This window comes from Roseobacter sp. FCG-D35 (assembly GCF_033436665.1).
Lineage (GTDB): Bacteria > Pseudomonadota > Alphaproteobacteria > Rhodobacterales > Rhodobacteraceae > JAWQFO01.
Genome location: NZ_JAWQFO010000004.1, coordinates 320,648 through 346,115, shown reverse-complemented (window position 1 = coordinate 346,115; position 25,468 = coordinate 320,648). Strand labels below are relative to the sequence as shown.

At 66.8% G+C, this 25,468-nt stretch carries 17 protein-coding genes and 1 pseudogene; 8 read left to right on the top strand and 10 right to left on the bottom strand.

The window, feature by feature from the left end:
* Positions 1-67 precede the first annotated feature (67 nt).
* Both R5H30_RS12540 and R5H30_RS12535 read left to right on the top strand, forming a co-directional pair.
* Positions 68-4,189, top strand: a complete 4,122-nt coding sequence (locus R5H30_RS12540) for an AAA family ATPase (RefSeq protein ID WP_318328732.1) — start codon at positions 68-70, stop codon at positions 4,187-4,189.
* Positions 4,190-4,198: 9 nt separating this feature from the next.
* The gene (locus R5H30_RS12535; protein ID WP_318328731.1) at positions 4,199-5,779 is read left to right on the top strand and encodes a B12-binding domain-containing radical SAM protein; all 1,581 of its coding nucleotides are present in this window, start codon (positions 4,199-4,201) and stop codon (positions 5,777-5,779) included.
* A 3-nt stretch (positions 5,780-5,782) separates the two neighbouring features.
* Here R5H30_RS12535 and doeB read toward each other — a convergent pair whose 3' ends face one another.
* Positions 5,783-6,775 (bottom strand): N(2)-acetyl-L-2,4-diaminobutanoate deacetylase DoeB, encoded by a 993-nt coding sequence (gene doeB, locus R5H30_RS12530; RefSeq protein WP_318328730.1) that lies wholly within the window; start codon positions 6,773-6,775, stop codon positions 5,783-5,785.
* Positions 6,775-7,971, bottom strand: coding sequence for an ectoine hydrolase DoeA (gene doeA / locus R5H30_RS12525; RefSeq protein ID WP_318328729.1), 1,197 nt, complete (start codon positions 7,969-7,971; stop codon positions 6,775-6,777). The genes doeB and doeA overlap by 1 nt, the downstream gene beginning before the upstream one ends.
* A gap of 205 nt (positions 7,972-8,176) precedes the next feature.
* Here doeA and R5H30_RS12520 point away from each other — a divergent pair, with 205 nt between their 5' ends.
* On the top strand, positions 8,177-9,547 hold the full coding sequence (locus R5H30_RS12520; protein WP_318328728.1) for an aspartate aminotransferase family protein: 1,371 nt from the start codon (positions 8,177-8,179) through the stop codon (positions 9,545-9,547).
* A 152-nt stretch (positions 9,548-9,699) separates the two neighbouring features.
* A pseudogene (locus R5H30_RS12515) lies at positions 9,700-11,736 on the top strand (oxidoreductase).
* On the opposite strand, the gene R5H30_RS12510 reads toward R5H30_RS12515, so the two are convergent.
* From R5H30_RS12510 to R5H30_RS12480, 7 genes are all read right to left on the bottom strand, one after another.
* Entirely contained in the window at positions 11,703-13,094 is a 1,392-nt protein-coding gene (locus R5H30_RS12510; protein WP_318328727.1) for an FGGY-family carbohydrate kinase, read from the bottom strand. The pseudogene R5H30_RS12515 and the gene R5H30_RS12510 overlap by 34 nt on opposite strands.
* Positions 13,091-13,405 (bottom strand): L-rhamnose mutarotase, encoded by a 315-nt coding sequence (locus tag R5H30_RS12505; protein WP_318328726.1) that lies wholly within the window; start codon positions 13,403-13,405, stop codon positions 13,091-13,093. Before R5H30_RS12505 ends, R5H30_RS12510 begins: the two co-directional genes overlap by 4 nt.
* On the bottom strand, positions 13,405-14,388 hold the full coding sequence (locus R5H30_RS12500) for an ABC transporter permease (protein WP_318328725.1): 984 nt from the start codon (positions 14,386-14,388) through the stop codon (positions 13,405-13,407). The genes R5H30_RS12505 and R5H30_RS12500 overlap by 1 nt, the downstream gene beginning before the upstream one ends.
* Positions 14,385-15,365, bottom strand: coding sequence for an ABC transporter permease (locus tag R5H30_RS12495; RefSeq protein WP_318328724.1), 981 nt, complete (start codon positions 15,363-15,365; stop codon positions 14,385-14,387). Before R5H30_RS12495 ends, R5H30_RS12500 begins: the two co-directional genes overlap by 4 nt.
* Positions 15,362-16,903: a sugar ABC transporter ATP-binding protein gene (locus R5H30_RS12490; RefSeq protein WP_318328723.1), complete on the bottom strand. Its 1,542-nt coding sequence runs from the start codon at positions 16,901-16,903 to the stop codon at positions 15,362-15,364. Before R5H30_RS12490 ends, R5H30_RS12495 begins: the two co-directional genes overlap by 4 nt.
* A 61-nt stretch (positions 16,904-16,964) precedes the next feature.
* Positions 16,965-17,963 (bottom strand): rhamnose ABC transporter substrate-binding protein, encoded by a 999-nt coding sequence (gene rhaS, locus R5H30_RS12485; protein ID WP_318328722.1) that lies wholly within the window; start codon positions 17,961-17,963, stop codon positions 16,965-16,967.
* Between the two features lie 37 nt (positions 17,964-18,000).
* A complete protein-coding gene (locus tag R5H30_RS12480) occupies positions 18,001-18,801 on the bottom strand; it encodes a DeoR/GlpR family DNA-binding transcription regulator (protein ID WP_318328721.1) in 801 nt (266 codons plus the stop codon).
* Between the two features lie 187 nt (positions 18,802-18,988).
* Here R5H30_RS12480 and R5H30_RS12475 point away from each other — a divergent pair, with 187 nt between their 5' ends.
* The gene (locus tag R5H30_RS12475) at positions 18,989-21,091 is read left to right on the top strand and encodes a bifunctional rhamnulose-1-phosphate aldolase/short-chain dehydrogenase (RefSeq protein WP_318328720.1); all 2,103 of its coding nucleotides are present in this window, start codon (positions 18,989-18,991) and stop codon (positions 21,089-21,091) included.
* Between the two features lie 25 nt (positions 21,092-21,116).
* Positions 21,117-22,361, top strand: a complete 1,245-nt coding sequence (locus R5H30_RS12470; RefSeq protein WP_318328719.1) for an L-rhamnose isomerase — start codon at positions 21,117-21,119, stop codon at positions 22,359-22,361.
* Here R5H30_RS12470 and R5H30_RS12465 read toward each other — a convergent pair.
* Positions 22,358-23,014, bottom strand: coding sequence for an NYN domain-containing protein (locus tag R5H30_RS12465; RefSeq protein ID WP_318328718.1), 657 nt, complete (start codon positions 23,012-23,014; stop codon positions 22,358-22,360). The two genes, R5H30_RS12470 and R5H30_RS12465, sit on opposite strands and share 4 nt — an antisense overlap.
* A 195-nt stretch (positions 23,015-23,209) precedes the next feature.
* On the opposite strand from R5H30_RS12465, the gene R5H30_RS12460 reads away from it, so the two are divergent.
* Complete coding sequence (locus R5H30_RS12460; protein ID WP_318328717.1) at positions 23,210-23,734, top strand: NADPH-dependent FMN reductase; 525 nt, start codon at positions 23,210-23,212, stop codon at positions 23,732-23,734.
* Between the two features lie 71 nt (positions 23,735-23,805).
* Positions 23,806-25,458, top strand: a complete 1,653-nt coding sequence (locus tag R5H30_RS12455) for a sensor histidine kinase (protein ID WP_318328716.1) — start codon at positions 23,806-23,808, stop codon at positions 25,456-25,458.
* Positions 25,459-25,468: the final 10 nt, after the last annotated feature.

The window sequence follows — 25,468 nt, the reverse complement described above, 5'->3', positions numbered from 1 at the left end:
CCGCGGTGGTATTCTGGGCTCAAGGGATCGCCCCGAAACCGGGCGGAAGACGAAGACGGGGGTACTATTGGCGGCCGCAGACTACCTCTCGCCAGCGTTGCTGGAGTGGTGTCGTGCGCCGTCGACCGGAGCGGACTACCCGCAGTCCGAACGGTTCGACGGTGCGGTCATGCTTGTCGATATATCCGGATCGACCGCCCTGACCCTGCGGCTGTCACGCGAAGGCACCCGGGGAGTCGAACAGATCAACAGGGTCCTGACGCGGTTTTTCTCGGATCTGGTGGCGCTGATCGAAGGTTTCGGCGGAACCGTCCTGGGGTACGAGGGCGACTCCGTCCTTGCCGGATGGCGTGCCGAGGAGGGTGAAGATCCGCAGGAGGCCATCCACGCCTGCTGCGCCTGCGCGATGGCGGTGCGCGCCCAGTTCAGCCCGCGCAAGGTCGAAGGGCAGGAACTTGACGTGCGCATCGCCGCAGGTGTCGGGCGGATCGAGCTCAATCATTTCGGGCAACCGGGCGCGCGGCGCTTTCTCGTGCCGTCGGGGGATGCCATCGACGAGGCGGCATGGCTGGCTGCTCACGCGGGGCCGGGTGATGTGCGGATCTCGGACGACCTCGCGACGCGGCTTGGCGATCGCGCCGATACGGTATCTCAAGGCGACGAGACCTACCGGCTTGTGAGGTTCCAGGACATGCCCGGATCGCTGTCCGAGGCGCCCGCGCGGTTTCGCGACAGGCCGGCGGACGCGGTGTTGCTGGAATACCTGCCGCCGATCGTGCTGGCGCGGCTGAACTCGGCACTGGCCGACTGGATGGCCGAGTTGCGCCAGGTCACGGTGCTGTTTCTCGAGATCGCGCTGCGCAAAGGGGCCGGGCGGCTGGACGCGGCGAACCAGGCGGTTCTGGATGCCGAAGCCGCCGTCGAGAAGCTTGGCGGCGACGTGCTGCATGTCGCCTTGCGCAACGGTCTGGTGGTCATCAATGGCGCCTTCGGCCTGCCAAGTGAAGCCACCTCGGACGACGACTGGCGCGCCATCGCCGCCGCGATGGAAATGCAGAAGATGGCACGCCGGAACGACTTTGACTGTTCGGCGGGCATCGCGACTGGCAAGGTGTTCTGCGGACCGTTCGGTGCGCCGCATTGCCGCGATTACACGGTCATCGGCTCTGCGGTGAACCTCGCGGCGCGTCTGCGCGAGGTGGCGGCCGGACGGATCCTGCTGGACGACACGACCCGGCAGGTCAGCCAGCGCCTGATCCGGTTCGACGGTCCGTGGTCGTTGCAGCTGTCGGGAATCCGCCGCAGCGTGAAGGCCTATTCGCCTGCCGAAGGCACACCGGCCGAGCTCGATCCTGTACAAAGCCTGATCGTCGGGCGCGACGCGGAACTGAGCGCGCTTGCGGCCTGCGCAAGGCGCAGCCGCGACCGGCTCGAGGTTGTCCTCGTGCATGGCGAGGCGGGCATCGGCAAGTCCACTCTGGTTGGCAGTTTTCTCGGGGCGCTGGACGCCGTCGGCGACGGCGCCGCGACCGGGCACACCGATGCGCTCGACCGCCAGACGCCGTATCTCGCATGGCGCAGGATCCTTCGGCGCTGTCTCGGCCTTTCCGAAAGCGACCTGCGCGCCGGCGAGGCGCTGCCCGCACTCATGCAGAGGCTCCAGACCGCGCTCGGCGACACCACCTACGCGCCGCTGCTCAACGACGTTATCGATGTCGGCCTGCCGGAAACCCGTGTCACCGCGAGCATGGCGAGCAACGTGCGCGCCGAGAACCTGCGCCGCATGCTGGCCGAGATCCTGCTGTTCCACCTCGGGCGCGATCTGAAGGTGATCGTGATCGAGGATACGCATTGGCTCGACGAAAACTCGCGCGCCCTGCTGGGCGATGTGCTGCGCGCGGCCCCCCCGGCGATGGTGCTGCTGACCTCGCGTACCCGCGCCGCCGTGGCCGATGCGCTGGCCGAGGCGTCCGACCTGCGCGACATGCCGCTGCGGCGCCTGGAGGAGGCTGATGTCGTGACGCTGGCGCAGCGCCAGCTGGGCGAGGCCGAGATCCCGGACCGGCTGGCCAGCTTCATTGTCCAGACCAGCGACGGGGTGCCGCTTTTCGTCGAGGAATTGTGCCATCTGGTGACAAGCCGTCCCGGGAAGGGCGCGCTCGACCCGTCCGGTGAAGACAAGCCGGTCGAGCTGCCGCACCTACTCGAGGCCACGATCCTCGGGCGCGTCGATGCGCTGACGCCCGACGACCAGCGGGTGCTCAAGACGGCAAGCGTGTTCGGCCTGCGGTTCCGGCGCGACCGTCTCGCCCGGCTCGGCCCGCTGAGGACCGCCGGCATCGACGTTGCGGCGGCGATCGACAGGATCGTGGCCGTGCGCCTCTTCAAGCCCGGTCGCGGCGGCGGTTCGGCCGAGATGTCCTTCCGGCACCAGATCATCCGCGACCTCGTCTACGACGGCATGCTCTCGGACCAGAAGGCCGAAACCCACGCCGCCGTCGCGCGCGGACTGGAGGCCGAGACCACGGCAGAGGATGTCGAGGCGCTGCCGCAGCTTCTGAGCCACTGGCGCGCCGCGGGAGATAGCGGAAAGGTGCTTACCTATCTCGAGCGGGTGGCGACCCTGCGGCTGCGCCAGTTCGACAACCCGGCGGCCATTGCGCTGCTGCACGAGTATTTCGAGACCCGCGAGCGCGCAGGAACGGACGATGACGCGATCCGGGACGCACGCTGCCACCTGATGCTGGGACGGGCGCACTCGGGACATGCGCAGATGAGCGAAGCCGAGACCGCCTACCGCGCCGGCCTCGCGCGTCTCGGGTTGCCGCTGCCCCGCAGTCGCGCGGCGGTGCTGGGCGCGCTCGGGCGCGAAATGGTGCGCCACCTCGGCGGCCGGCGGCACAGCGGGCCGATCCCGCCTCCGGCACGGCGCGGAGAGCGCACCTTCGGCAAGGACGAGGTCCGCGCCGAACTGGCGGCGCAGGCTCACGAAGTGCTCATGCAGATCTACTACTTCAATGGCGAGAAGGGGCGGCTGCTGCATTCGGCGCTCTGCGCTTCGAATTTCGCCAGCGATCTCGGGGTCTCGACGCCGTCGCTGGCGATCAACACCGCAGGGCTGGGGGCGATCTGCGGTGTCATACCGCTGCGCCGCTCGGCACAACACCTGCTCGGGCGCGCTGCCGCGATTGCCGAAGTCGTCGACGATCCCACCGCGAGCAGCCGGGTCTGCCTGTTCGCGGGTCTCTACCAGGTCGCCATCGGCGACTGGCAGGCCGCGCAGGCGAATTTCGAAAGCGGCTTCGCCACCGCCGAGGCGCTCAACGACCGCAGGCTCTGGTGCGAACATGCCGCGAGCTACGAGCTGATCTGCTCGCCCTGGAGCCTGACGCCGGCCTTCCGCGATACTGCCTACTGGGCTTCGACCATCGCACGGCTCGAGGAGATCGCCCGCGACCGGGACGACATGCAGGTTCTGGCCTGCGCGGTGCTGGGACGGATGCGCGGCCAGGCGATCCTCGGGCCGCAGGATGCCGACGATCCGACGCTCGAAAGCCTGCGGTCGCTGATGGGGCTCGACCCTTCCAAGCTGGAGGTGATCCACTACGTCGAAGGGGCCGGGCTTCTGGCCCGCGCCGCGTTCAGCGCGAACAAGATGGAGGACGGCGCGGGCTGGCTCGATCTCGCCCGCCAACACCTGCCCGATCTGCATCCCGGCATGAAATCGCGAACCTTGCCTGCCCTCGTGGCGCTGTTCGACGCCTGCCTGCATCCACGTCTGATCGCTGCATCGGACGGGAAGCCGCCACGCGACATCCTGCGGCCGCTGATGCGCAAGTTCAGCACCTTCGCGCGCATCTACCCCATCGGCCGGCCGCACCTGCTGCGCTGCCAGGGCGATCTTGCCGCCGTGGCCGGACAGTCTGCCAAGTCACAGCGGCACTGGCGCGAAAGCCTCGACGCCGGTGCCCGCCTCAAGTCGCGCATTGCAGCGGCATGCGCAGCGCACCGGCTCTCGTCCTCTGGCGCGCGCGCCTCTCCCGCGCAGGATGGTCTCAAGGAACGACTCGATGCCGGTTCGGAAGAGATCGGCGCGATCCTGGACGGCTATCTTTCGAGGCCACAGGATCTTGCGCCGTTGCGCGCGTCGCAGACAGGCAGGGGAGGATTTTTCGCAAGTATTCGTTGAGGAATTTTCATGAAATCAGCTTTTCGCAAGCCGCGCGTGCTTGTGGTCGTCGCCCATTTCGACGAGATGCGGCAATACGGCGGCCGCCCGAATTTCTTCCCGCAGGCCATGGGCCATGCCTTCCTTGCCGGGGCCTTTCATCGTGACCGTGTGGATATCCGGCTTTACTCCGAGGTTCACTCGGGACCGATCGAGGCGCTGGACCAGCTGGCCTGGCCGGACATGGTGGTGCTGACCGGCGTCACCGCCGCCTTCGACCGGATGCGCCACATCACCGCCCACGTCCGCGTGCTCAATCCCCGTGCGACCGTGGTTGCCGGAGGGCCTGCCGTGCGCAACCTGCCGCGCCTGAGCGCCGAGATCTTCGACATCTGCTGCCTCGGCGACATCGAGGAGTTGCGCGAGGTTGCCGGCGATATGTTCGGAACCAGGGCGCAAGCGCCGGAGATGCTGCCGCGCTTCGACCTTCTGGGCTGGAAGAGCCCGGTCAACTACGTCGAGACCAGCCGCTACTGCAACTTCCGCTGTTCGTTCTGTGCCCTGACCGGGGAAGGGCGGCCCTTTCAAAGCTATTCTCTGGACTATGTCGAGTACCAGATCCGGGCGCAGCCGCGCGGGCGCTATGTGCTGTTCATCGACAACAACTTCTACGGCTGCGCCCGCCCGCATTACCGTGCCCGTCTGGACCTGCTGCGCAGACTTTGGAAGGAGGGGCTCTTCAAGGGTTGGATCGCGCTGGTCACCAACGACTTCTACGCCAAGGGCCGCAACCTCGCCGAGGCGCGGGCCGCGGGCTGTGTCGGTCTGTTCAGCGGCGTGGAAAGCCTCGACGCCGGGCAACTGGCGAAGTACGGAAAGCGCCAGAACCTCGCGGTGCCACAGCTCTCGGCGATCGAGGACTGCCTGAACGCGGGCCTCGTCTACCATTACGGGCTGATGTTCGACCCCGCGAGCGAGCCTCTGGAGAAGATGCAGGACCAGCTCGATTTCATCATCGGTCATGACCGCGTGCCGATGCCCGCCTTCATGAGCCTGACGATTCCGCTGCTGGGCACGCCCGAGTTCCGGCGCACGCTCGAGGCCGGGCAGATGCTTCCGGGGGCGCGGCTGCGCGACATGGACGGCGTGACAATGGTCACCCGTCCGCTCGACCCGATGCCGCAGGTCACCGAGTTCATCGCGCGCATCAACGACCTGTCCTGGGCGCGGGGCCGTGTTCTTCATCGTTCGGCGCGGTTCTGGCGGCGCTACAGGCGACCGCTGTCGCATGCGCAGATGGCGAACCTGCTGTTCAACGGTCTGCGGCTGGCGCTGCCGGGGTTCGGGCGCAACAACCTCACGTGGCTGCCCGGTCGGGCGCAGGCCGAGCCGCGCACCTTCGACACGCGCACCCAGCCGCTGGGCCGGCTCTACGCACCGCTCATCGACCTGCCGGGCCACCTGCGCGGGCATTTCGAGCCGACGCTGGTCACGGATGCAAGCGGCGGGCTGCATCCCGACCTTCTGCCGGATCTCGGACCGGGCGCCGACGCCATGTCTGGCCGCGTGGACGCAGGTCAGACGGGGATGCCCGAACGACTGTCGGGCTGACCCTCAGCCCGCGACGTCGGCAAGGACCGCGAGGCAGTCGCCGGTCTGGACCAGCCCCGGGAAATGCCGCGCTGCCAGCACGCCGTCGCGCTGGGCGAAGACTTCCAGTGGCATGAGGCCGGTGCGATCCACCGGCCAGACCCGCGCCAGCACCTGACCCTTGGCCAGCGGTTCGCCAAGATCGGCGAGCGGTTCCACCAGGCCCTCGGTGGTTGCAAAATGGAAGCAGTCGTCGTCGGGCATGTCGAGCTTGCGCGACGGCCCGCTCGACAGCTCTCCGCGCAGGATTCCCGCATGTATCAGAACGTTGCGCGCCCCGCGGATCGCGATGCGCGACGAGGCCGCCGTGGCGGTGCCGCCGCCGCCGATTTCGGTGGTCACGAAGACCTTGCCGGCGGCCTCGACCGCGGTGTCGTACATGCCGACGTTGTCGATCTCGCGCATCATCATCGTGTAGGGCGCGTTGAAGGCGGCGACGGCCGCTTCGCAGGCGGCCTGCTGGTCTTCGTCCTCGAGGTAATGCGCCGCGGCATAAGGCAGGAAGTCGAGCGTCTTGCCGCCCGAATGGAAGTCGAGCACCACGTCGGCCATCGGCATAAGTACGTCGTTGAAATAGTTCGCGATCTTCTGGGTCGCCGTGCCGTCCGGGCGGCCGGGAAAGGCGCGGTTGAGGTTCACGTTGTCGATGGGTGACACCCGCGTCGCGGCGCGAAAGGCGGGGTAGTTCATGAAGGGCACGACGATGATGCGGCCGGTGACATCCTCTGGCGCGATCTCCCAGGCCAGCGACTGCAACGCCACCGGCCCCTCATACTCGTCGCCGTGATTGGCCCCGGTCAGCAGCGCCGTCGGCCCGTCGCCGTTGCGGATCACGCAGATCGGGATCATCACGGCACCCCAGGCGCTTTCGTTGCGCGAATGCGGCAGGCGCAGGAAGCCGTGGAACTTGCCGTCGGTATCGAGCGGTACGGTCGGGGTGATCGGGTTCGCCGCCATCAGGTCTTCACCATCAGCTTGCGCGGCACGTCGGCCAGGCATTCCGGTGCGCCGCTGTCGGTGATCACGATGCTTTCGGTGATTTCGAACCCCCAGTCGTCCATCCAGAGGCCAGTCATGAAGTGGAAAGTCATGCCCGGCTCCAGCACCGTCCGGTCGCCCGGACGCAGGCTCATGGTGCGCTCGCCCCAGTCCGGTGGGTAGGAGAGGCCGATCGGGTAGCCGCAGCGGTTGTCCTTGACGATGTCATAGCGTGCCAGCACCGCGTGGAAGGCGTTGGCAATATCCTCGCAGGTGCTGCCGGGACGCGCGATCTCGAGCCCCGCGTCGAGCCCTTCGAGCACCGCCTTCTCGGCGTCGAGAAAGGTCTGCGACGGCTTGCCGAGGTAGATCGTGCGCGACAGCGGGCAGTGGTAGCGGTGATAGCAGCCGGCGATCTCGAAGAAGGTGCCTTCGCCGGTCTTCATTACCTGGTCGTCCCAGGTCAGGTGCGGCGCCGAGGCATCGGGCCCCGAGGGCAGCAACGGCACGATGGCGGCATAGTCGCCGCCAAAGCCGAGGTCCGCGTCATAGCGCAGGGAGGCGTCGTAGATCTCGGCCACAAGATCGCACTTGCGCACGCCGGGTTCGCATTTCTCGAAGATGCGCGCGTGCATGCGCTCGACGATCTTGCCGGCCCGGCGCATGTAGTCGAGCTCGCGCGGGGACTTGATCGCGCGCTGCCAGTTGACGAGGCCGGTGGCGTCCACTGGCGGGTGGATGAGCATCTGCGCGAGGATCGCGTGGCCGCGCGCGGTGTACCAGTAGTTGTCCATCTCCACGCCGACGATGCCCGCATCGAGCCCGCGCTCGGCAAGCTTGGCGACGAGGTAATCTACCGGGTGCCGTTCGGTCGATTGCACATAGTGGTCGGGGTAGCCGATGATGTTGTCTTCCGAGATCCAGCAGGTGCGCAGCGCACCGTTGGCGTCCTGCCCGCGCCCGTACCAGATCGGCTCGCCCTCGGGCGGGACGATCACACATTGCATGACGTAGAAGGACCAGCCGTCATAACCCGTCAGCCAGGCCATGTTCGACGGGTCGTGCACGATCAGCGTCTCGATTCCGCGCTGGGCCATCTCGGCCCGGGTGCGCGCCAGCCGCGCCTTGTATTCGGAGCGCTCGAAGCGGGGAGAGGCGGGCGGCGGCGTGCTCATCGGTCGGTCCTTCATTTTGCGGGCCGCGCTTGCGGCACGGCCCCGTCGGTCTGGTCTCGGGCGCGGCCCGCGTCGATGGCGGGCCGGCTCGCCGCCACTCTGCGCGCAATGACGGTCGCCGGACAAGGGGCTGACCTTCCGTCGCGCATTCGATAGGAAGGCCCGGACACCGTTCGATCCAGTCCACCGGAGGAGTGCGAAAAACATGCTGACCAACGACCAACTCGCCGCCTGGGACCGCGAGAATTTCTTTCACCCCTCGACCCATCTCGCGCAGTTCGCCCGGGGCGATGCGCCGCAGCGGATCGTGACCGGGGGCGAGGGCGTCTACATCACCGACCGCGATGGCACCCGCCTGCTCGACGCCTTCGCGGGGCTTTATTGCGTCAACGTGGGATACGGGCGCAGGCAGGTGACCGACGCTATCGCAAAACAGGCGCAAGAATTGGCCTACTACCACGCCTATGTCGGCCACGGCACCGAGGCGTCGATCACGCTGTCGAAGATGATCCTCGACCGGGCGCCCGACAACATGTCCAAAGTCTATTTCGGCCTCGGCGGCTCGGACGCGAACGAGACCAACATCAAGATGGTCTGGTATTACAACAACATCCGCGGCCTGCCGCAGAAGAAGAAGATCATCTCGCGCTGGCGCGGCTACCACGGCTCGGGCCTGATGAGCGGTTCGCTGACCGGGTTGCAGCTGTTCCACGCCAAGTTCGACCTGCCCTTGCAGAACGTGCTGCACACCGAGGCGCCCTGTTATTACCGGCGCGAGGACCTGTCGCTGTCCGAAGAGGCGTTCTCGGACCACTGCGCGGCCGAGCTGGAAAAACTGATCGAGCGCGAGGGCGCGGATACGATTGCCGCCTTCATCGGCGAACCCGCCCTCGGCACCGGCGGCCTCGTGCCGCCGCCCGCCGGTTACTGGGAGAAGGTCCAAGCGGTGCTGAAACGCCACGACATCCTGCTGATCGCGGACGAGGTCGTGACCGGCTTCGGACGGCTGGGCAGCATGTTCGGTTCGGATCACTACGGGCTCGAGGCCGATATCATCACCATCGCCAAGGGGCTGACCTCGGCCTACGCACCGCTTTCGGGATCGATCGTCTCGGACAAGGTCTGGAAGGTGCTCGAGCAGGGCACGGACGCGCACGGTATCATGGGCCACGGCTGGACCTACTCGGCCCATCCGATCGGGGCGGCCGCCGGCGTCGCCAACCTCGCGCTGGTCGACGAGATGAACCTGGTTGCCAACGCCGGAGAGACCGGCGCCTACCTCAAGCAGGCACTGACCGATGCGCTGGGCGATCACCCCAACGTCGGCGAGGTGCGTGGCGAGGGGCTGATGCTGGCCGTCGACCTGGTGCAGGACCGCGAGCCGAGGACATGGTTCGACCCCGCGGCCACTACCGGGGCCAAGGTCGTGACCGAGATGCTGAAACTCGGCGTGATCGCCCGGGCGATGCCGCAGGGCGACATCGTGGGGATCGCGCCGCCGCTGTGTCTTACGCGGGACGAGGCCGACATCATCGCCGACGCCGTGGCAAAGGCGGTGCGCATCGTCTGCGGCTGAAAAGCCACGCGGCCTGCGGGATCGCCGCTGGCCGCGTGAAACCCGCCGGATGGCGGCGGTCGTCTGCGGGACCGCCCGGTTGGACCTGTCTGGAAAATTGACACCGACGATCCGGGCTGCAAACTGCGTCTGGTCAACGCCAGGGTGACCCGATGACCAGCGATCCTCTGCTCCAGCCCTTTCAGCTCAAGCACCTGACCCTGAAGAACCGGCTGATGATCACCAGCCACGAGCCCGCCTATCCGGAGGACGGGATGCCCAAGGCGCGCTACCGCGCCTACCACGTCGAACGGGCGCGCGCCGGGGTGGCGCTGACGATGACCGCGGGGTCGGCCTCGGTCGCGCGCGACAGCCCGCCGGCCTTCAACAACATCCTCGCCTGGAAGGACGAGGTTGTGGATTGAATGCGGCAGCTGGCTGACGAATGCCATGAGCATGGTGCGGCGGTGATGATCCAGCTTACGCACCTTGGTCGTCGCACGCGCTGGGACGTCGGAGACTGGCTGCCCGTGGTCTCTCCGGGCTACCTGCGCGAACCGGCGCACAGGGCATTCCCGAAGCTGATCGAGGATTGGGACATTGCCCGGATCGTCGCGGATTACGCCGATGCCGCGGAACGGATGCAGGCCGCGGGCCTCGACGGAATCGAGCTTGAATCCTACGGGCACCTGATGGATGCGTTCTGGTCGCCGCCCACTAACGATCTCGACGGGCCCTACGGTGGCGATCTCGACAACCGGATGCGGTTCTCTTTCGAGGTTCTACAGGCCATACGGGACCGGGTCGGGCCGGACTTCATCGTCGGCATCCGCTACGCTGGCGACGAAATGATGGCGGGCGGCATCACCCGCGACGAGGGCATGGAGATCTCGCGCCGCCTCAAGGCGAGCGGGCTGGTGGATTTCTTGAATGTCACGAGAGGACACATCGAGACCGATGCGGCGCTGACCGGGGTGATCCCGGTGCAGGGCATGAAAAGCGCGCCGCATCTCGATTTCGCGGGTGACATCCGGGCGGAAACCCAGTTTCCGACCTTTCACGCGGCGAAGATCCAGGACGTGGCAACAGCGCGGCACGCGGTGGCGGCCGGCAAGCTCGACATGGTCGGCATGACCCGCGCTCATATTGCCGACCCGCATATCGTCGCCAAGATCCTGCGGGGCGAGGAAGAGCGCATCCGCCCCTGCGTCGGGGCCAACTACTGCCTCGACCGGATTTACCAGGGCGGCGCGGCGCTCTGCCTGCACAATCCCTCGACGGGCCGCGAGATCGAGCAGCCGCACGCGATCGCGCGCGCCGAGACGCAGCGCGGCGTGGTCATTGTCGGAGCCGGGCCGGCGGGGCTCGAAGCGGCCCGGGTCGCGGGGGAACGGGGCCACGCGGTCACGGTCCACGAGGCAGCGCCCGATCCCGGCGGGCAGGTGCGGCTCGCCGCGCAAACCCCGCGCCGGGCCGAGATGCTGTCGCTGATCGACTGGCGCATGGCCGAGTGCGCGCGCCTCGGGGTGCGGTTCCGGTTCAACAGTTTCGCCGATGCCGAGGCGGTTCTCGAGGACGCGCCGGAGGTGGTGATCGTCGCGACCGGCGGATTGCCTTTCACCGAGGTGCTGGAAGAGGGCAACGCGCTCGTGGTCTCGGCCTGGGACATCCTGACCGGCGATGCGCAGCCCGGATCGGACGTGCTGATCTATGATGACGCGGGCGACTACGCCGCGTTGCAGGCGGCGGAAAGGATCGCGGCGACCGGGGCGCGGGTCGAGATCGTCACGCGCGACCGCACCTTCGCGCCCGAGGTCATGGGAATGTCGCTGACCCCGGCAGTGCGGGCGCTGCAGGCCGCGGACGTGACCTTTACCGTGACCTGGAAGCTCGAGGCAGTGGCGCGCGACGGCAACGGACTGCTGGCGCGACTGGGCAGCGATTACACGGACTTCAAACGCGAGCGCCGGGTCGACCAGGTGGTGGTGAACCACGGGACGCGACCGCTCGACGATCTCTATTTCGAAATGCGCGAAGGCTCGCGCAACGGCGGCGAGGTCGACTACGAGGCGCTGATCGCGGGAGGGCCGCAGGAAATCACCCGCAATCCCGAGGCAGGCTACCAGCTGTTCCGGATCGGCGACGCGGTGTCGTCCCGCAACACCCACGCGGCGATTTACGACGCACTCCGGCTGGTGCGGACGCTCTGAGCCGCGACGGCATCGCGCCAGGCACGCGCGTAGCTCTGCATCCTGTCACAGGAGTGCCGTTCGGCTTTGACCATGCGCGGCGCGGCGCGCGCGCCTGTCGCCAGCAGGGCCGCGCCCTGGCTGGTGCCGGTCGCCCCGACGGACCGGGCCACGGGGCTTTCGGTAGCGACCGACAGCAACTTGCAAAAGGCGTCGTTGCGAGCGAAGGGGCCTGCCACGACCACCGTTCCGTTGTGTCCGATCAGGTCGAGGCACTCGGCGGTCATCAGGGCGAGGTAGAGGCTTGCCGCGGCAGTACGCGCGCCCGAGCCGGTGGGCGGTTCGGGGCCGATCCATTCCGCGCTGCGGTCCGGGTAAGGGCCTGACCCCGGCACGACGGCGGGCAGCAGCAGGACCGGTGGGGCCAGAATGCTGTCCAGGTCGTCCGTGGATGGCTGTACTGCCGCGGCACCGCACAGCAGGTCGAACGCGCGCCCGCCCATGAAACGCGCCGAGGGCACCGGATCGCCGAGCGCGTTGACGTTGATGAGCGTGTCCCGCTTCGGATCCAGAGTGACGGGGGTGCCGCCCATGCCCATGCAGACAACCCAGGTCCCGGTCGAGACGACGGAAAACGGCGGTTTGCGCCCCAACACGTGCGGCAGCAGCGAGGCATTGGAATCGTGGATGCCGCAATGCACCGGCGTCGCCGCAGGCAGTCCGGTACGGGCGGCGACCTGCGGCAAAAGGGGGCCGAGCACCTCGGACGGCGCCCGCGTCGGCGCGAAGCGGGCGCCGAGGCCGAGCCGTTCGGGCAGGGCGGACAGGCGCGCCTCGGACGGGACCCACAGGTCGGTGTGACATCCCAGCGAGGTACAGTCCGTCGCCGCCACTCCGGTCAGACGAAAGCCCCAGTACTGCGGATAGGTGACAACCGTGGCGATCCGGTCGCGCAGCCCGGGGTCCTGCTTCAGCATCCAGTGCAGCTGCGCCCCGACGTTGAGCCCGGCGGGCAAGCGCGGCGATCCGGTTTCCGCGAAATCGGGTCGCAGCGCGTCATAGCTCTCGCGCACCTCATCGGGGCCGTCGTGTTCGTAATCGAGCATCGGCGCCGCGAGCCTGCCGGTCTTGTCGAGCAGCACGATGCTGGCCCCGTGGGTCGTCACCGAGATCGCATCGATGCCATGCGCGCGGTGAAATGCGGCCAGACCGTCGAGCAGGAACTCCCAATGCCCTTCGAGGTCGAAATGCGGCCAGGGCGGTCCGGGCCGGACGGTGTTGGGCCGCGTCACCACCGCGATCTCGGACATGTCGTCGAGATCGACCAGCGCCAGCTTGGCATTGGTCTTGCCGATGTCGATGACCGCGACGCGGCTCATGGCATGTAGAACATCGGCACGAGCGGGACCGCGACCGGCTCATCGTCCGGGTGCGTCTCCATCAGGTCGGCCATATGTGCCCACCAGCGGCGCATGACCGGGTGGTCCGGCAGCGCCCCCATGCCGTGATCGTCCGCCCGAGTGAGCATGCCGAACAGCAGCCCGGTCTCCTCGTCGAGGTGGATCGAGTAGTCCGAGATCCCGGCCTCTTTCAGCAGTGCCACCAGATCCGGCCAGATCTCGTCGTGGCGTTCGCGGTAGGCGGTCGCGCACCCGGGATTCAACTTCATGCGGAAGGCGTACCGCTCCATCAGCGCCGCCACATCGTCCAGAGCCGGGGCAGGGCGATCACGCCGATGAGCAGCAGACCGATAAAAATCGACATGACGATACCCGGCACGTTCAGGAGCCCTAGGCCGAAGGTGACCAGTCCCATGACGAAGGCCGCGATCACCACACCGGGGATCGTGCCCGACCCGCCGAGGATGTTGACCCCGCCGAGCACGACCATGGTCACGACCTCGAGTTCCCAGCCCACGGCGATGGAAGGCCGGGTCGAGCCCAGCCGCGAGGTCAGGCAGATGGCGGCGATGCCCGCCATCAGGCCGGTCAGCAGGAACAGGATGAACTTCACCCGCTGTACCCGGATGCCGGAGAACAGCGCGCCGGTCGGATTGTTGCCGATGGCATAGACGGCGCGTCCGAAGCTGGTCTTGTGCAGCAGGATGCCGAAGATCACGGCGAGCAGGGCGAAAAGCACGAATTCGAAGGAGATCACCCAGAAGACATAACCTTGGCCGAAATAGGAGAAACCGTCGGGATAGCCGCGATAGGCCTGGTCGCCGAGCACGATGTAGGAGATGCCGCGGAACAGACTCATCGTGCCGATGGTGACGACGATCGAGGGCAGGCCGAGCCCGGTCACCAGCGCCCCGTTGATTGCCCCGCACAAAAGCCCGGTGCCGAGGCCGATCAGCACCAGCATCGGCACGCTGGCATCAAGCTGAGCGGCAGCCCCCATCGCCGTCGAGGCCAGCGCGATGATCGACGCGACCGAGAGGTCGATCTCGCCCGAGATGATCAGCAGCGCCATCGCGAAGGCGATCATCGCCTTTTCGGTAAAGTTGAAGGTCGCGTCGCTGAGGTTCCAGGCGTTCAGGAAATAGGGCGAGGCGAAGCTGTTGGCGACGAAGATGGCAACGGCCACGGCCAGCAGCAGCGTTTCCCAGCTTTTCAGCAGCCGCGCGGCGGGGCTTTCCAGCCGGTCGGGAATGTGCCGGGCGGTTTCGGTCATGCGTGGCCCTCCGCGCGTTTGAGAATGATGCGGCCCTTCTGCCGGTTGGCGCGGGCGTTGAAGGCCACGGCAATCACGATGGCGCTGCCCGAGATCGCCAGTTGCCAGAACGGCGAGACCCCGATCACCGGCAGGGCGTTCTTGATGATCCCGAGGAAGATCGCGCCCAGGAAGGCTCCGACCAGCGTGCCGGCGCCGCCGGCGATGGCGATGCCGCCGATCACGCAGGCGGCCACGACCTCGAGCTCGAACCCGCCGGCGATGTCGACATAGGCGACCGAATAGCGCGCGACCCAGAGGTAGCCGGTCAGGCCCGCCAGGGTCCCCGAGATGACGAAGGCGAGGAATTGCGTGCGGCCGACGTCGAGGCCCGTGTAGACGGCCGCATTGGGGTTGCCGCCCACGGCATAGAAGGCACGGCCCAGTGCGGTGCGGTTGATCACGACGATGAAGAAGGCCGAGGCCAGCACCGCGATCCAGCCCAGCACCGGCAGGCCGAGGATCTCGGCGCGGGGAAAGCCGGTGAAGGCGGCGCTCATCTCGTGCGAATTGACCCATTCTCCGCCCGAGATCACGAAGATGATGCCGCGGTAGATGGTCATGGTGCCCAAAGTGACGACGATGGGCGGGATCGAAAGCTTCCAGACGATCAGCCCGTTGATCGCCCCCATCACCGCGCCGAGACAAAGTGCTACGGCAATGATGGCCGGAACGGGCACGCCCGGGATCGCGGCGTTGAGCATCGCCACCACCATGCCCGTCAGCGCGAGGTTCGCCGCGACCGAAAGGTCGATGCAGCGCGTGAGGATCACGATGGTCTGTCCCAGCGCGAGAAGGATCAGCGGCGCGGTGTCGTTGAAGACCCGCGCGAGGTTGGCCGGGTCCACGAAGCCGGGAAACCGCGTTGCGATCAGCGCGAGCAGGGCCAGGATCACCGCAACCAGCAGGGCCTCGCGGGACTTGAGAAACCCGGTCATGGCCCGTCTCCGATGCCGGCGGCGTGGCGGATCAAAGCCTCCGGCGTGAGATCCGCGCCGGCAAGTTCAGCCGCGATCAACCCCTCGCGCATCACGATGGCGCGGTCGGATATGCCGAGGATCTCGGGGATCTCGGAGCTGACCATGATCACCGCGAGCCCTTGCGCGGCCAGTTCCGCCATGAAGGCATGCACGGCGGCCTTGGAGCCGATGTCGATCCCCTTGGTCGGCTCGTCGAGGATGATGACGCGCGGACGGGTCGCCAGCCACTTGGCGATGACCACCTTCTGCTGATTACCACCCGAAAGGTTGCCCACATCCTGGTCGAGCGCGGCGGCGCGCAGGTCGAGCCGCTCGGTGTATTCCCGCGCGAGGGCGAATTCGTGCGCGAGGTCGAGAAACCCCGACCGCGAGGTCTTTGCAAGCGACGGCAGTGTGACGTTCTGGAAGATCGGCAGGCCGATGACGGCACCTTGCTTGCCACGATCTTCGGGCACGTAGACGATGCCCGAGGCGATCGCATCCGCGGGCGAGCCGATGTCGATGGCCGCGCCGTCGATACGGACCGCGCCAGCGGACCGCCGGGTGATGCCGAACAGCGCCTGCATGAGCTCGGAACGGCCCGCGCCGACAAGTCCGTAGAACCCCAGGATCTCGCCCTGCCGCAACGAGAAGTCGACGCCGTCGAACTCGGTCGGATGGGCGAAACCCTCGACGCGCAGGATCTCGTCTCCGAGTGTGCGGTCGCGCTCGGGAAAGATCTGGTCGACCGAGCGCCCGACCATGAGCTGGACCAGCGTGCTTTCGTCCACGTCGGACATCAAGCCGGACCCGACGTGTTCGCCATCACGGAAGACGGTGTAGCGGTCGGCGATATGGAAGATCTCGTCGAACTTGTGGCTGATGAAAAGGATCGCGCGACCTTCGGCCTTCAGGCGCTCGACAAGCTCATAAAGCTCGCCGATTTCCTTTTGCGACAGGGCCGCGGTCGGCTCGTCCATGATCACGACACGGGCATCGACGGACAGCGCCCGTGCGATGGCCACGAGGTGCTTGCTGGCGATGCCAAGCTCACGCAGCGGCATGTCGGGGTCGAGATCGGCGTCGATCCGCTTGAGAATTTCCCGGGCCTTCCGGCGCATCTCGGGCCAGTCGATCAGGCCGAACCGGCCGCGGGGGGCGTGACCGATGAAGATGTTCTCGGCCACGCTCAACTCGTCGAAAAGGACGGTTTCCTGGTGGATGGCGGTGATGCCGGCCGCGGTGGCATCGCGGGCGCTGGCGAAGGTGACGCTCTGCCCGTCGAGTCGGATTGCCCCGCCGTCGGGCTGGTAGATGCCGGTCAGCACCTTGACGATTGTGGACTTGCCGGCGCCGTTCTCGCCCACCAGCGCCGTGACCTCGCCGGGATAAAGCTCGAGCGACACCTCCGACAGCGCCTTCACGCCCGGAAATGTCTTGGTGATGCCTTCGAGCCTCAGAACCGGCTGGGCGGCGGCGCGGGCATCGGGCACGGGGGATTGGGCGCGCAACTGCATGAAGGCTCCGGGCGGGCGCGGAAAGGTCCGGCGCGGAACTGTGTCCGCGCCGGGGGAAGGATCAGAAGATGTCCTTGAACTCGTCGATGTTGGACGCGTCGTAGACGAAGGGATCGGCCATCGCGCCCTCGGTATTGTCGTCGAGTGTCAGTGACCCCATGCGGCCCATCGGAATTTCCGCACCCGGTGCCGCCTCGGCCGCGTCCGTCGCAAGCTGGTAGGCGAGGTAGGCGGCGGAATAGCCGAGGTCGATCGGGTTCCAGATCGCGAAGGACTTGGAGGCGCCGGACTCGACGGCACCGGCCATCTCCGACGGCAGGCCGAGGCCCGTCACGTTGATCTCGCCGGCCTTGCCCGCATCCTCGACCGCCTTGGCCGCAGCCACGATGCCTACCGAGGTCGGCGCGATGATCGCCTTGAGGTCGGGGTAGGTCTGCATCAGCCCTTGCGCTTCGCGGTAGGACTTGTCGGCCAGGTCGTCGCCGTAGACGGTCGCCACCACGTTGATGCCGGGGTAGTCGTCCTTGACCTTGTTCATCTCCTCGATCCAGGTGTTCTGGTTCGTGGCGGTCGCAGAGGCCGACAGCACCGCCACGTCCCCGCCCTCGGGCAGGTGATCGGCGGCGAGCTTGATGATCATGTTGCCGATCAGCGGGTTGGACGACGGGTTGAGGTGCAGTTCACGCCCCTCCGCGGCGACGCCGGAATCCCAGCTGATCACCGTGATGCCACGATCCATCGCCTTTTTTAGCGCCGGCACCAGCGCGTCGGTATCGTTGGCCGAAACCGCAATGGCATCGACCTGCTGGGCGATCAGCGAGTTAATGACCTCGATCTGGCCTTCGGCGGTGGTGTCGGTCGGGCCGGTGTAGATGATCTCGACATTGCCGAGTTCGGCAGCCGCTTCCTCGGCGCCCTTGGCCGCGGCCTCGAAAAAGCCGATCCCGAGCGCCTTGACCACGAGCGCAATGCGCACGTTGTCCTGAGCCTGCGCGGCGCTCGACGCCAGTATCATCGCGGCCAGCGCGCTTCCTCCGAATAGTCTTCTGGTGATGCTCATCGTGTCCTCCCTTAACGAGCTTGGTGAGCGGGGCCGGTCAGCCCGACCCGGTTTCCGACGCGGCGCTTCGGGGCGCCACGATCAGCTTGATTTCGGCCGCTTCCAGCATCGCCGCCGCGCGGTCGCTGACGCCGTCGTCGGTAATCACGACGTCGATCCGGTTCAGCGGGCAGAGCACGAGGCTCGACCGGGCCTCGAACTTGGTGCTGTCGACCAGCACCACCAGTTCGTCGGCCTGCCCGATCAGCTTCTGCTCGGCCTGGATCAGCAGCGGATCGGCCTCCATCAGCCCCAGCGGGCCGAGGCCCTGCGCGCCCATGAACATGCGGCGGGCGTAAAAATTTCGGGTCACGTCGTTCTCGAACGGCGACAGGATGATCTTCTGTTCGCGGTAGATCGCGCCGCCGGAGAGCATGATGGTGTTGCGCGAATTCTTCAGCAGGTGTTCCGCGATCGGAAACGAGTTGGTGAAGACCTGCAGGCGGCGCGTCGCAAGCGGATGCACCATCTGGAAGGTCGTGGTGCCGCCGTTGATGATGATTGGCTCGCCGTCCGCGCACAGTTCGGCCGCTGCGTTTGCGATGGCCTGCTTCTCGCGGATCCGGATGGTTTCGTTGACCGCGAAGGTGCGCCCGGCAAGCCCCACGAACTGGGGCGGATTCAGCGCCTCGGCGCCGCCACGCACGCGGCGCAGGCGCTTTTGCATGTGAAGCTGCGCAATGTCGCGGCGGATCGTCGCCTCGGAGACTCCGGTCAACTGGCACAGGTCCGGAACGGAGACCATGGGCCGGTCCTGGACCGCCGATAATATGACCCTGTGTCGTTCCGCCTCGTGCATCGATTCCTCCCTGAGCAAGCACGTTGCGGGCCAAACCTGCACCTGTCAATCATTTATTGTCATTTTCGATCAGTGAAGATTGGTAGATGATTGAACGTGCGCATTTTTGATTGACAATCTGCCGCAGGCCTTCCAGCCTGACGCAGCGTTGGGGCGTCGCGCGCCGCGCAGCCTGAGGGAGGATGGCATGCTGAAAACCGCTGACAAACAGCGCCTCGAAAACCGCTGGGACGAGGCCAAGGCCGGGTCGATGAGCGAATCCGAGAAGCTGCTTTATCGCTCGAACCTGCTCGGCTCGGACAAGCGTATCACCAATTACGGCGGCGGAAACACCTCGGCGAAGGTGGGCGAAACCGATCCGCTGACCGGCGAGACGGTCGAGGTGCTTTGGGTCAAGGGATCGGGCGGCGATGTCGGCACCATGGGCATGGACGGTTTCGCGACGCTCTACATGGAAAAGCTCGAGGCGCTGAAAGGTCTCTACCGCGGTGTCGAGTTCGAGGACGAGATGGTCGGCTACCTGCCGCATTGCACCTTCAACCTGAACCCGCGCGCGGCCTCGATCGACACGCCCTTGCACGCCTATGTCCCCAAGCGCCACGTCGACCACATGCATCCCGACGCGATCATCGCCATCGCGGCCTCAAAAAATTCGAAAGATCTGACCGCCGAGATCTTCGGGGACGAGATCGGCTGGCTGCCCTGGAAACGCCCGGGCTACGAACTTGGCCTCTGGCTCGAGACCTTCTGCCGCGAGAATCCGGACGCCAAGGGCGTGATTCTCGAAAGCCACGGGCTCTTCACCTGGGACGATGATGCCAGGATCTGCTACGAGTTGACGCTCGACGTCATCCAGAGCGCGATGGACTGGTTCGCGGACCGGACCGACGGCGTCGACGCCTTCGGCGGGCCACGTCACGACAGCCTGCCCGAGGCCGAGCGCCGCGCCGTCGCCGCGCGGCTGATGCCGGCAATTCGGGGCATGGTGTCGGGACAACAGCCGATGGTCGGGCATTTCGAGGACAGCGACACGGTTCTCGAGTTCGTCAACGCACGGGACATGCCCGCGCTGGCGGCCCTCGGCACCTCCTGCCCCGATCACTTCCTCCGCACCAAGATCCGGCCACTTGTCGTCGATTTCGACCCGGCGGAAGGCAACGTCGACGGGGTTCTCGAGGGCCTTGCCGGACAGGTCGCGGCCTACCGCGAGGACTACGCCGCCTACTACGACCGTTGCAAGCACGACGACAGCCCGCCGATGCGCGACCCCAACGCGGTGGTCTACCTCGTGCCCGGCGTCGGCATGATCACCTTCGCCAAGGACAAGGCGACCGCGCGTATCTCGGGCGAGTTCTACGTCAACGCGATCAACGTGATGCGCGGCGCCTCGGCGGTCAGCGACTACGTCGGCCTTTCCGAGCAGGAGGCCTTCGACATCGAATACTGGCTGCTCGAAGAGGCCAAGCTTCAGCGGATGCCGAAACCCAAGTCGCTTGCCGGCCGGGTGGCGCTGGTCACCGGCGGTGCCGGTGGCATCGGCTCCGCCACCGCCGACCGCTACCTCGCCGAAGGGGCCTGCGTGGTGCTGGCCGACATCGACGCAGGCGCGTTGGAGAAAGCCGCCGAAACGCTCAAGGCGCGCTACTCGGGCGATGCCGTGCGCACGGTTCTGATGAACGTGACCGACGAAGCGGCGGTGGCTGCGGGCTTTGCCGAGATGGCGGTGCAATACGGCGGCGCCGACATCCTGGTCTCGAACGCCGGCATTGCCTCTTCCGCACCGGTCGAGGAGACCTCGTTGGAGCTTTGGAACCACAACATGGACATCCTGAGCACCGGATACTTCCTGGTCAGCCGCGAGGCGTTCCGCCTGATGCGGCGGCAGGGCATGGGCGGCTCGGTCGTGTTCGTCGCCTCCAAGAACGGCCTTGCGGCCTCGCCCAATGCCTCGGCCTACTGCACCGCCAAGGCCGCCGAGATCCACCTTGCCCGTTGTCTCGCGCTGGAAGGCGCCGAGGCGGGCATCCGCGTCAACGTGGTCAATCCCGACGCGGTCCTGCGCGGCTCGAAGATCTGGGAAGGCGAATGGCTCGACCAGCGCGCGGCGACCTACGGGACCGACAAGGAGGGGCTGGAGGAGATGTATCGCAAGCGGTCGCTGCTCAAGCGCGCGGTGCTGCCCGAGGACATCGCCGAGGCCGCGTATTTCTTCGCCGCCGGGCAGTCCTCGAAATCCACCGGCAACATTCTGAACGTCGACGCCGGCAACGTGCAGTCGTTCCCGCGCTGAGGCGCGGACCAAGGGAGGGCAGAACATGACTGCGGCATATGACAGCGCGCGCCAGGTCTTTGCGGATTGGAGCGTGGACAGCGAAGCGGCCATTGCGCGGCTGGCCGAAGTGGCGATCTCGATCCACTGCTGGCAGGGCGATGACGTCGCCGGCTTCGAAAAGCGCGGTGCAGCGGTGGGCGGCGGCATTCAGTCCACCGGGGATCATCCGGGCCGGGCGCGCAACCCCGGCGAATTGCGGGCCGATTTCGAGTTCGCGCTGGGCAACATTCCCGGAACGCACCGGATGAACCTTCACGCGATGTACCTCGACACCGAGGCGGCGCCGGACCGCGACGAGATCGAATACGAACACTTCATCCCCTGGGTCGACTGGGCGCGAGGGCTTGGCATCGGGCTCGATTTCAACCCGACATTCTTCGGCCACCCGAAGGCCGCGGACAACCTGACGCTCAGCCACCCCGATGCCGGCATCCGCGATTTCTGGATCGAGCATGGCCGGCGCACGCGGGAGATCGCGGCGCAGATCGGACGCGCGCTCGGCTCGGCGGCCGTCAACAACATCTGGGTGCCGGACGGGTTCAAGGACATTCCCGTCGACCGCATGGCGGCCCGCGCCCGGCTCGAGGCCGCGCTCGACGAGATGTGCGCCCCGCCGCAGGACGCCGCCGAGATGCTGGACGCCGTCGAGAGCAAGCTCTTCGGTATCGGGGTCGAGGCCTGCACGGTCGGCAGCCACGAATTCTACCTCGGCTACGCGATCCGAAAGGGCACGCTGCTCTGCCTCGACATGGGCCATTTCCACCCCACCGAGAACATCGCCGACAAGCTCAGCGCCGTCACCCTGTCGCTCGACGAGATCCTGCTGCATGTCTCGCGGCCGATGCGCTGGGACAGCGATCACGTGATCCTGCTCGACGACGCGATCCTCGCGATGGGCCAGGAACTGGTTTTTGCCGACCTGCTCGGCAAGACCCGGATCGGGCTCGATTTCTTCGACGCCACGATCAGCCGCACCGCCGCCTGGATCATCGGGACACGCAACATGCAAAAGGCGCTGCTGCGGGCGCTGCTGCTGCCGCGCGCGGCGCTGCAGGAGGCCGAGGCACGGTTCGACTTCACCGCGCGCCTCGCGATGACCGAAGAGGCCAAGGACCTGCCCTTCGGAGCGGTCTGGGCCGAGTTCTGCGCGCGTCAGGACGTGCCGGAAGGAAGGACGCTCATCGCCGAGATGGACCGCTACCAGTCGAGTGTCGCGGACCGGGGCTAGGATGCCTTGGACGTGAGCGGCAGTACCTTGCCGCGCGGCTGTTTCAACGCGACCTGGTGATGAGGCGCGCCGCCAAGCTTGAAGATGCGGTCTTGTCCGGCGACGTATTTCCGCCAGTTGTTAACGGGCAGATCGGCCTTCGTGATCCCGAACCGGGTCTGCATTTCCTTGGCGACAGAGGAAAGACCCGGCGCGACACAGTTCTTCGTCAACGCAGCGACAACCTCAATCGTCTGTTCCTCAACGGTCTTCTTGGGTTTGTCGAGGCACTCGAACGCTGTGCAGGCCTCCCTGAACGTATCCGGACAGTGATGGTCCCCGACACCCGTGACGACCCGGCCCAGCCGCCGCAGACGGTGGGCAATATGCCGGAAGTCCCCGTCCGAGGTGGCGATGACGAACTGACCGATCCCGTCCGCGAGCGCCATCTCCATCGCGTCGACGCACAGCAGAACGTCCGTGGCATTCTTGCCGGTCCCGGAATGAAACGTCCGGAACGCCGGCACATCATGCCAGCCCGAGTTGGTCTGGGCGTTGAAGTAAACGTGGGCGATGTCCACGCGCCCGCACGTCGCCGCGATGTCGTGGATCTTGTCGGCGTGGCTGGCTGAAATGTTGTCCCCGTCGATGAGAAGGGCGATGGAGTCGGGCATTGGGTCTCCGCTATGTTTTGATCTCCCTCAGGTTGTGCGGTCAATGCGGTGAAATTGGGGCGTGTCTGAGTGCGCGAGGTCGCTTGCGACCGCAAAGCTGCGCCGCAAGGCCGCAGTCGCGCGGACCGGTCGCCGGTTGCCGGGCCGGGCAATCGGGCTAGCACCTCAGATCAGACCGACATGGAAAGGATTTCGATGAAACGCATTCTGCTCATCCCCGGCAGCCTTCGCGCGGCTTCGGCCTCGCGCGCCACGGCCAAGGCGATCCGCGAGCGCATGCAGGACGAGGCGCTGTTCGAGTTCGCGGACATCGGCACCCTGCCGCTTTACAACGCCGACCTGACCGAGGACCCGAATGTCGCCGCGTTCCAGAAGGCCGTTTCCGACGCGGACGGGGTCATTTTCGTGACGCCTGAATACAACTACTCGATCCCCGGTGTGCTGAAGAATGCCATCGACTGGGGTTCGCGCCCGGCCTTCGATGCGCCCTTCACCGGCAAGAACTGTTTCGTGATCTCGATCTCCGGCGGCGCGCTGGGCGGGGTTCGGGCGCAGGCGCATCTGAAATACATCCTGAGCGGGATGTTGTCGAAGGTCTACCCGGTCAAGGAGGTCGTCGTGACCAGCGCCAGAAAGAAGGTCGAGGACGGTCTGCTCAGGGACGATGCGATCCTCGATTTCGCCTGTGACGCCATCCGGGGCTTTCTCGACACGCTCTGAACCCTGCGTGTCCGCCGGCGATACCACGGTCCGTATTGGCAGCCTTCCGTCGCGCGGCCTATGCTTGCGCGATGCCGCGACAGCAAGATGAAGCGAACGGAGGCGCGCAACGCGATGACGGCCGCGGCCTGCGCGGTTCGCTGCGCGCACGGCTGGCCGTCGGTGCCGGGCTGATCGGCCTGATCGCGGTTCTGGCCAGCGGCCTGACCATCTACGGGATGGGACGCCTGTCGCGGCAGGTCGAGACGGCGGTCGAGGCCGAGCGTCATATTCAACGCTTCTCCGATCTCGCGAACCAGGTCGGATCGCTGATCGTGGTGCTATACGAGATCGCGCAGTCCGGTATCGATGCCGAAACCCGGCAGGGCCGCGTCTCGGGGCTTGCCGAGGGCATCGGGCGCAGCTTCGACGCGATTCGGAGCGATCTCGAGGCCGAGGTCGGCGAAGCGGCCGGCGAAGGGCTCGACGCGCAGTCGCGCCGCGCCACGCAAAGCATCGGGATCGCGCGCATGGAGGCGCTGGTCGAGACGACGCTCGACCGGTTCCGCTCGGTCGATCCGACGCTTGACTCGGAACTTCATGCGGCAAGGCTGCAAGGGCAGATCAACGCCTTTTCGATCGGCTTCGACCCGCTGCTCAACGCCGCCATCACCGAGGAACGCAGGGTGCGGGATGCGGCCATCGCCGAGATCGGCGCGCTGCGCAGTCGCCTGACCCGGGTCGCGGTTGCCGTCGGGCTGCTTGCGCTACTGCTGGTCAGCGCCTTCTACCTCGCGCTCGTCCGGCCGCAGCTGTCGCGGCTCGACCGGCTTCGGCAGGCCGCGCAGCGGATCGGGGCGGGAGACTTCGCCGTAGATCTGCCGTCGCATGAGAACGACGAGATCGGCGGGATTTTCAAGGCGACGAATGCCATGGCCGCGGCGCTGGCGCAGCGCCGCTCCGAGGTCGACGCCGAATGGGGGCGGCTCAATCAGACCATCGACATGCGCACCGACGAGCTGCGCCGCGCCAACGCTGCACTTGAGAAGATCGACGAGGACCGCCGCCGCTTTTTCGCCGACGTCAGCCATGAGTTGCGCACCCCTTTGACGGTTATCCTGATGGAGGCCGATCTTGCCCTGAAAGCCGGGGCCCCGGCCGACGGTCCCTATGGCACGATCCGGAACCGGGCGCGCCGGCTCAACAGGCGCATCGACGATCTGCTGCGCATCGCGCGGTCCGAGTCGGGGCTTTTGAACATGGAGGCCGAACGCTTCGATCTGCGCGACGCGGCGGCGGCCGCGCTCGACGATATGCGCAGCATCGTCGCCGCAAACGGAATGGAGGCCGTACTCGATCCCGGGGCGGACCTGCCCGTGACCGGCGATCCGAACTGGGTGCGCCAGGTGGCAACCGGGTTGATCGAGAATGCCGTGCGCCACGCCCGCGAGGGCCGCCGAATCAGGCTGTCGGCCGAGCGCACGGGCGACACGGCCGCCTTGCGGGTGATCGACAACGGCCGCGGGATCCCGCCCGGCGAGCTGAGCGCCGTCACGCGCCGGTTCGTGCAGGCGCCCGGCGCGCCGAAGCCCGGCGGCTTCGGCATCGGGCTGGCTTTCGCGACATGGATCATCGAGCAACAGGGGGGGCGGCTAGAGATCGACAGCCCCGTGCCCGCGGAACTCCGGCTGGGAGACGCGCCCGGGACTTTGGTAACGGTTTTTCTACCGCTTCACAGCGCATAGTCTCGGCCGC

Bases quoted from the DNA above. Each gene is read 5' to 3' on its own strand.
- R5H30_RS12455 (WP_318328716.1), top strand. From the start codon at position 23,806: ATGCCGCGACAGCAAGATGAAGCGAACGGAGGCGCGCAACGCGATGAC.
- R5H30_RS12510 (WP_318328727.1), bottom strand. From the start codon at position 13,094: ATGAGCCGCGTCGCGGTCATCGACATCGGCAAGACCAATGCCAAGCTG.
- R5H30_RS12535 (WP_318328731.1), top strand. From the start codon at position 4,199: ATGAAATCAGCTTTTCGCAAGCCGCGCGTGCTTGTGGTCGTCGCCCAT.
- R5H30_RS12475 (WP_318328720.1), top strand. From the start codon at position 18,989: ATGCTGAAAACCGCTGACAAACAGCGCCTCGAAAACCGCTGGGACGAG.
- R5H30_RS12480 (WP_318328721.1), bottom strand. From the start codon at position 18,801: ATGCACGAGGCGGAACGACACAGGGTCATATTATCGGCGGTCCAGGAC.
- R5H30_RS12495 (WP_318328724.1), bottom strand. From the start codon at position 15,365: ATGACCGGGTTTCTCAAGTCCCGCGAGGCCCTGCTGGTTGCGGTGATC.
- doeB (WP_318328730.1), bottom strand. From the start codon at position 6,775: ATGGCGGCGAACCCGATCACCCCGACCGTACCGCTCGATACCGACGGC.
- doeA (WP_318328729.1), bottom strand. From the start codon at position 7,971: ATGAGCACGCCGCCGCCCGCCTCTCCCCGCTTCGAGCGCTCCGAATAC.
- R5H30_RS12520 (WP_318328728.1), top strand. From the start codon at position 8,177: ATGCTGACCAACGACCAACTCGCCGCCTGGGACCGCGAGAATTTCTTT.
- R5H30_RS12500 (WP_318328725.1), bottom strand. From the start codon at position 14,388: ATGACCGAAACCGCCCGGCACATTCCCGACCGGCTGGAAAGCCCCGCC.
- R5H30_RS12460 (WP_318328717.1), top strand. From the start codon at position 23,210: ATGAAACGCATTCTGCTCATCCCCGGCAGCCTTCGCGCGGCTTCGGCC.
- R5H30_RS12470 (WP_318328719.1), top strand. From the start codon at position 21,117: ATGACTGCGGCATATGACAGCGCGCGCCAGGTCTTTGCGGATTGGAGC.
- R5H30_RS12490 (WP_318328723.1), bottom strand. From the start codon at position 16,903: ATGCAGTTGCGCGCCCAATCCCCCGTGCCCGATGCCCGCGCCGCCGCC.
- rhaS (WP_318328722.1), bottom strand. From the start codon at position 17,963: ATGAGCATCACCAGAAGACTATTCGGAGGAAGCGCGCTGGCCGCGATG.
- R5H30_RS12505 (WP_318328726.1), bottom strand. From the start codon at position 13,405: ATGGAGCGGTACGCCTTCCGCATGAAGTTGAATCCCGGGTGCGCGACC.
- R5H30_RS12465 (WP_318328718.1), bottom strand. From the start codon at position 23,014: ATGCCCGACTCCATCGCCCTTCTCATCGACGGGGACAACATTTCAGCC.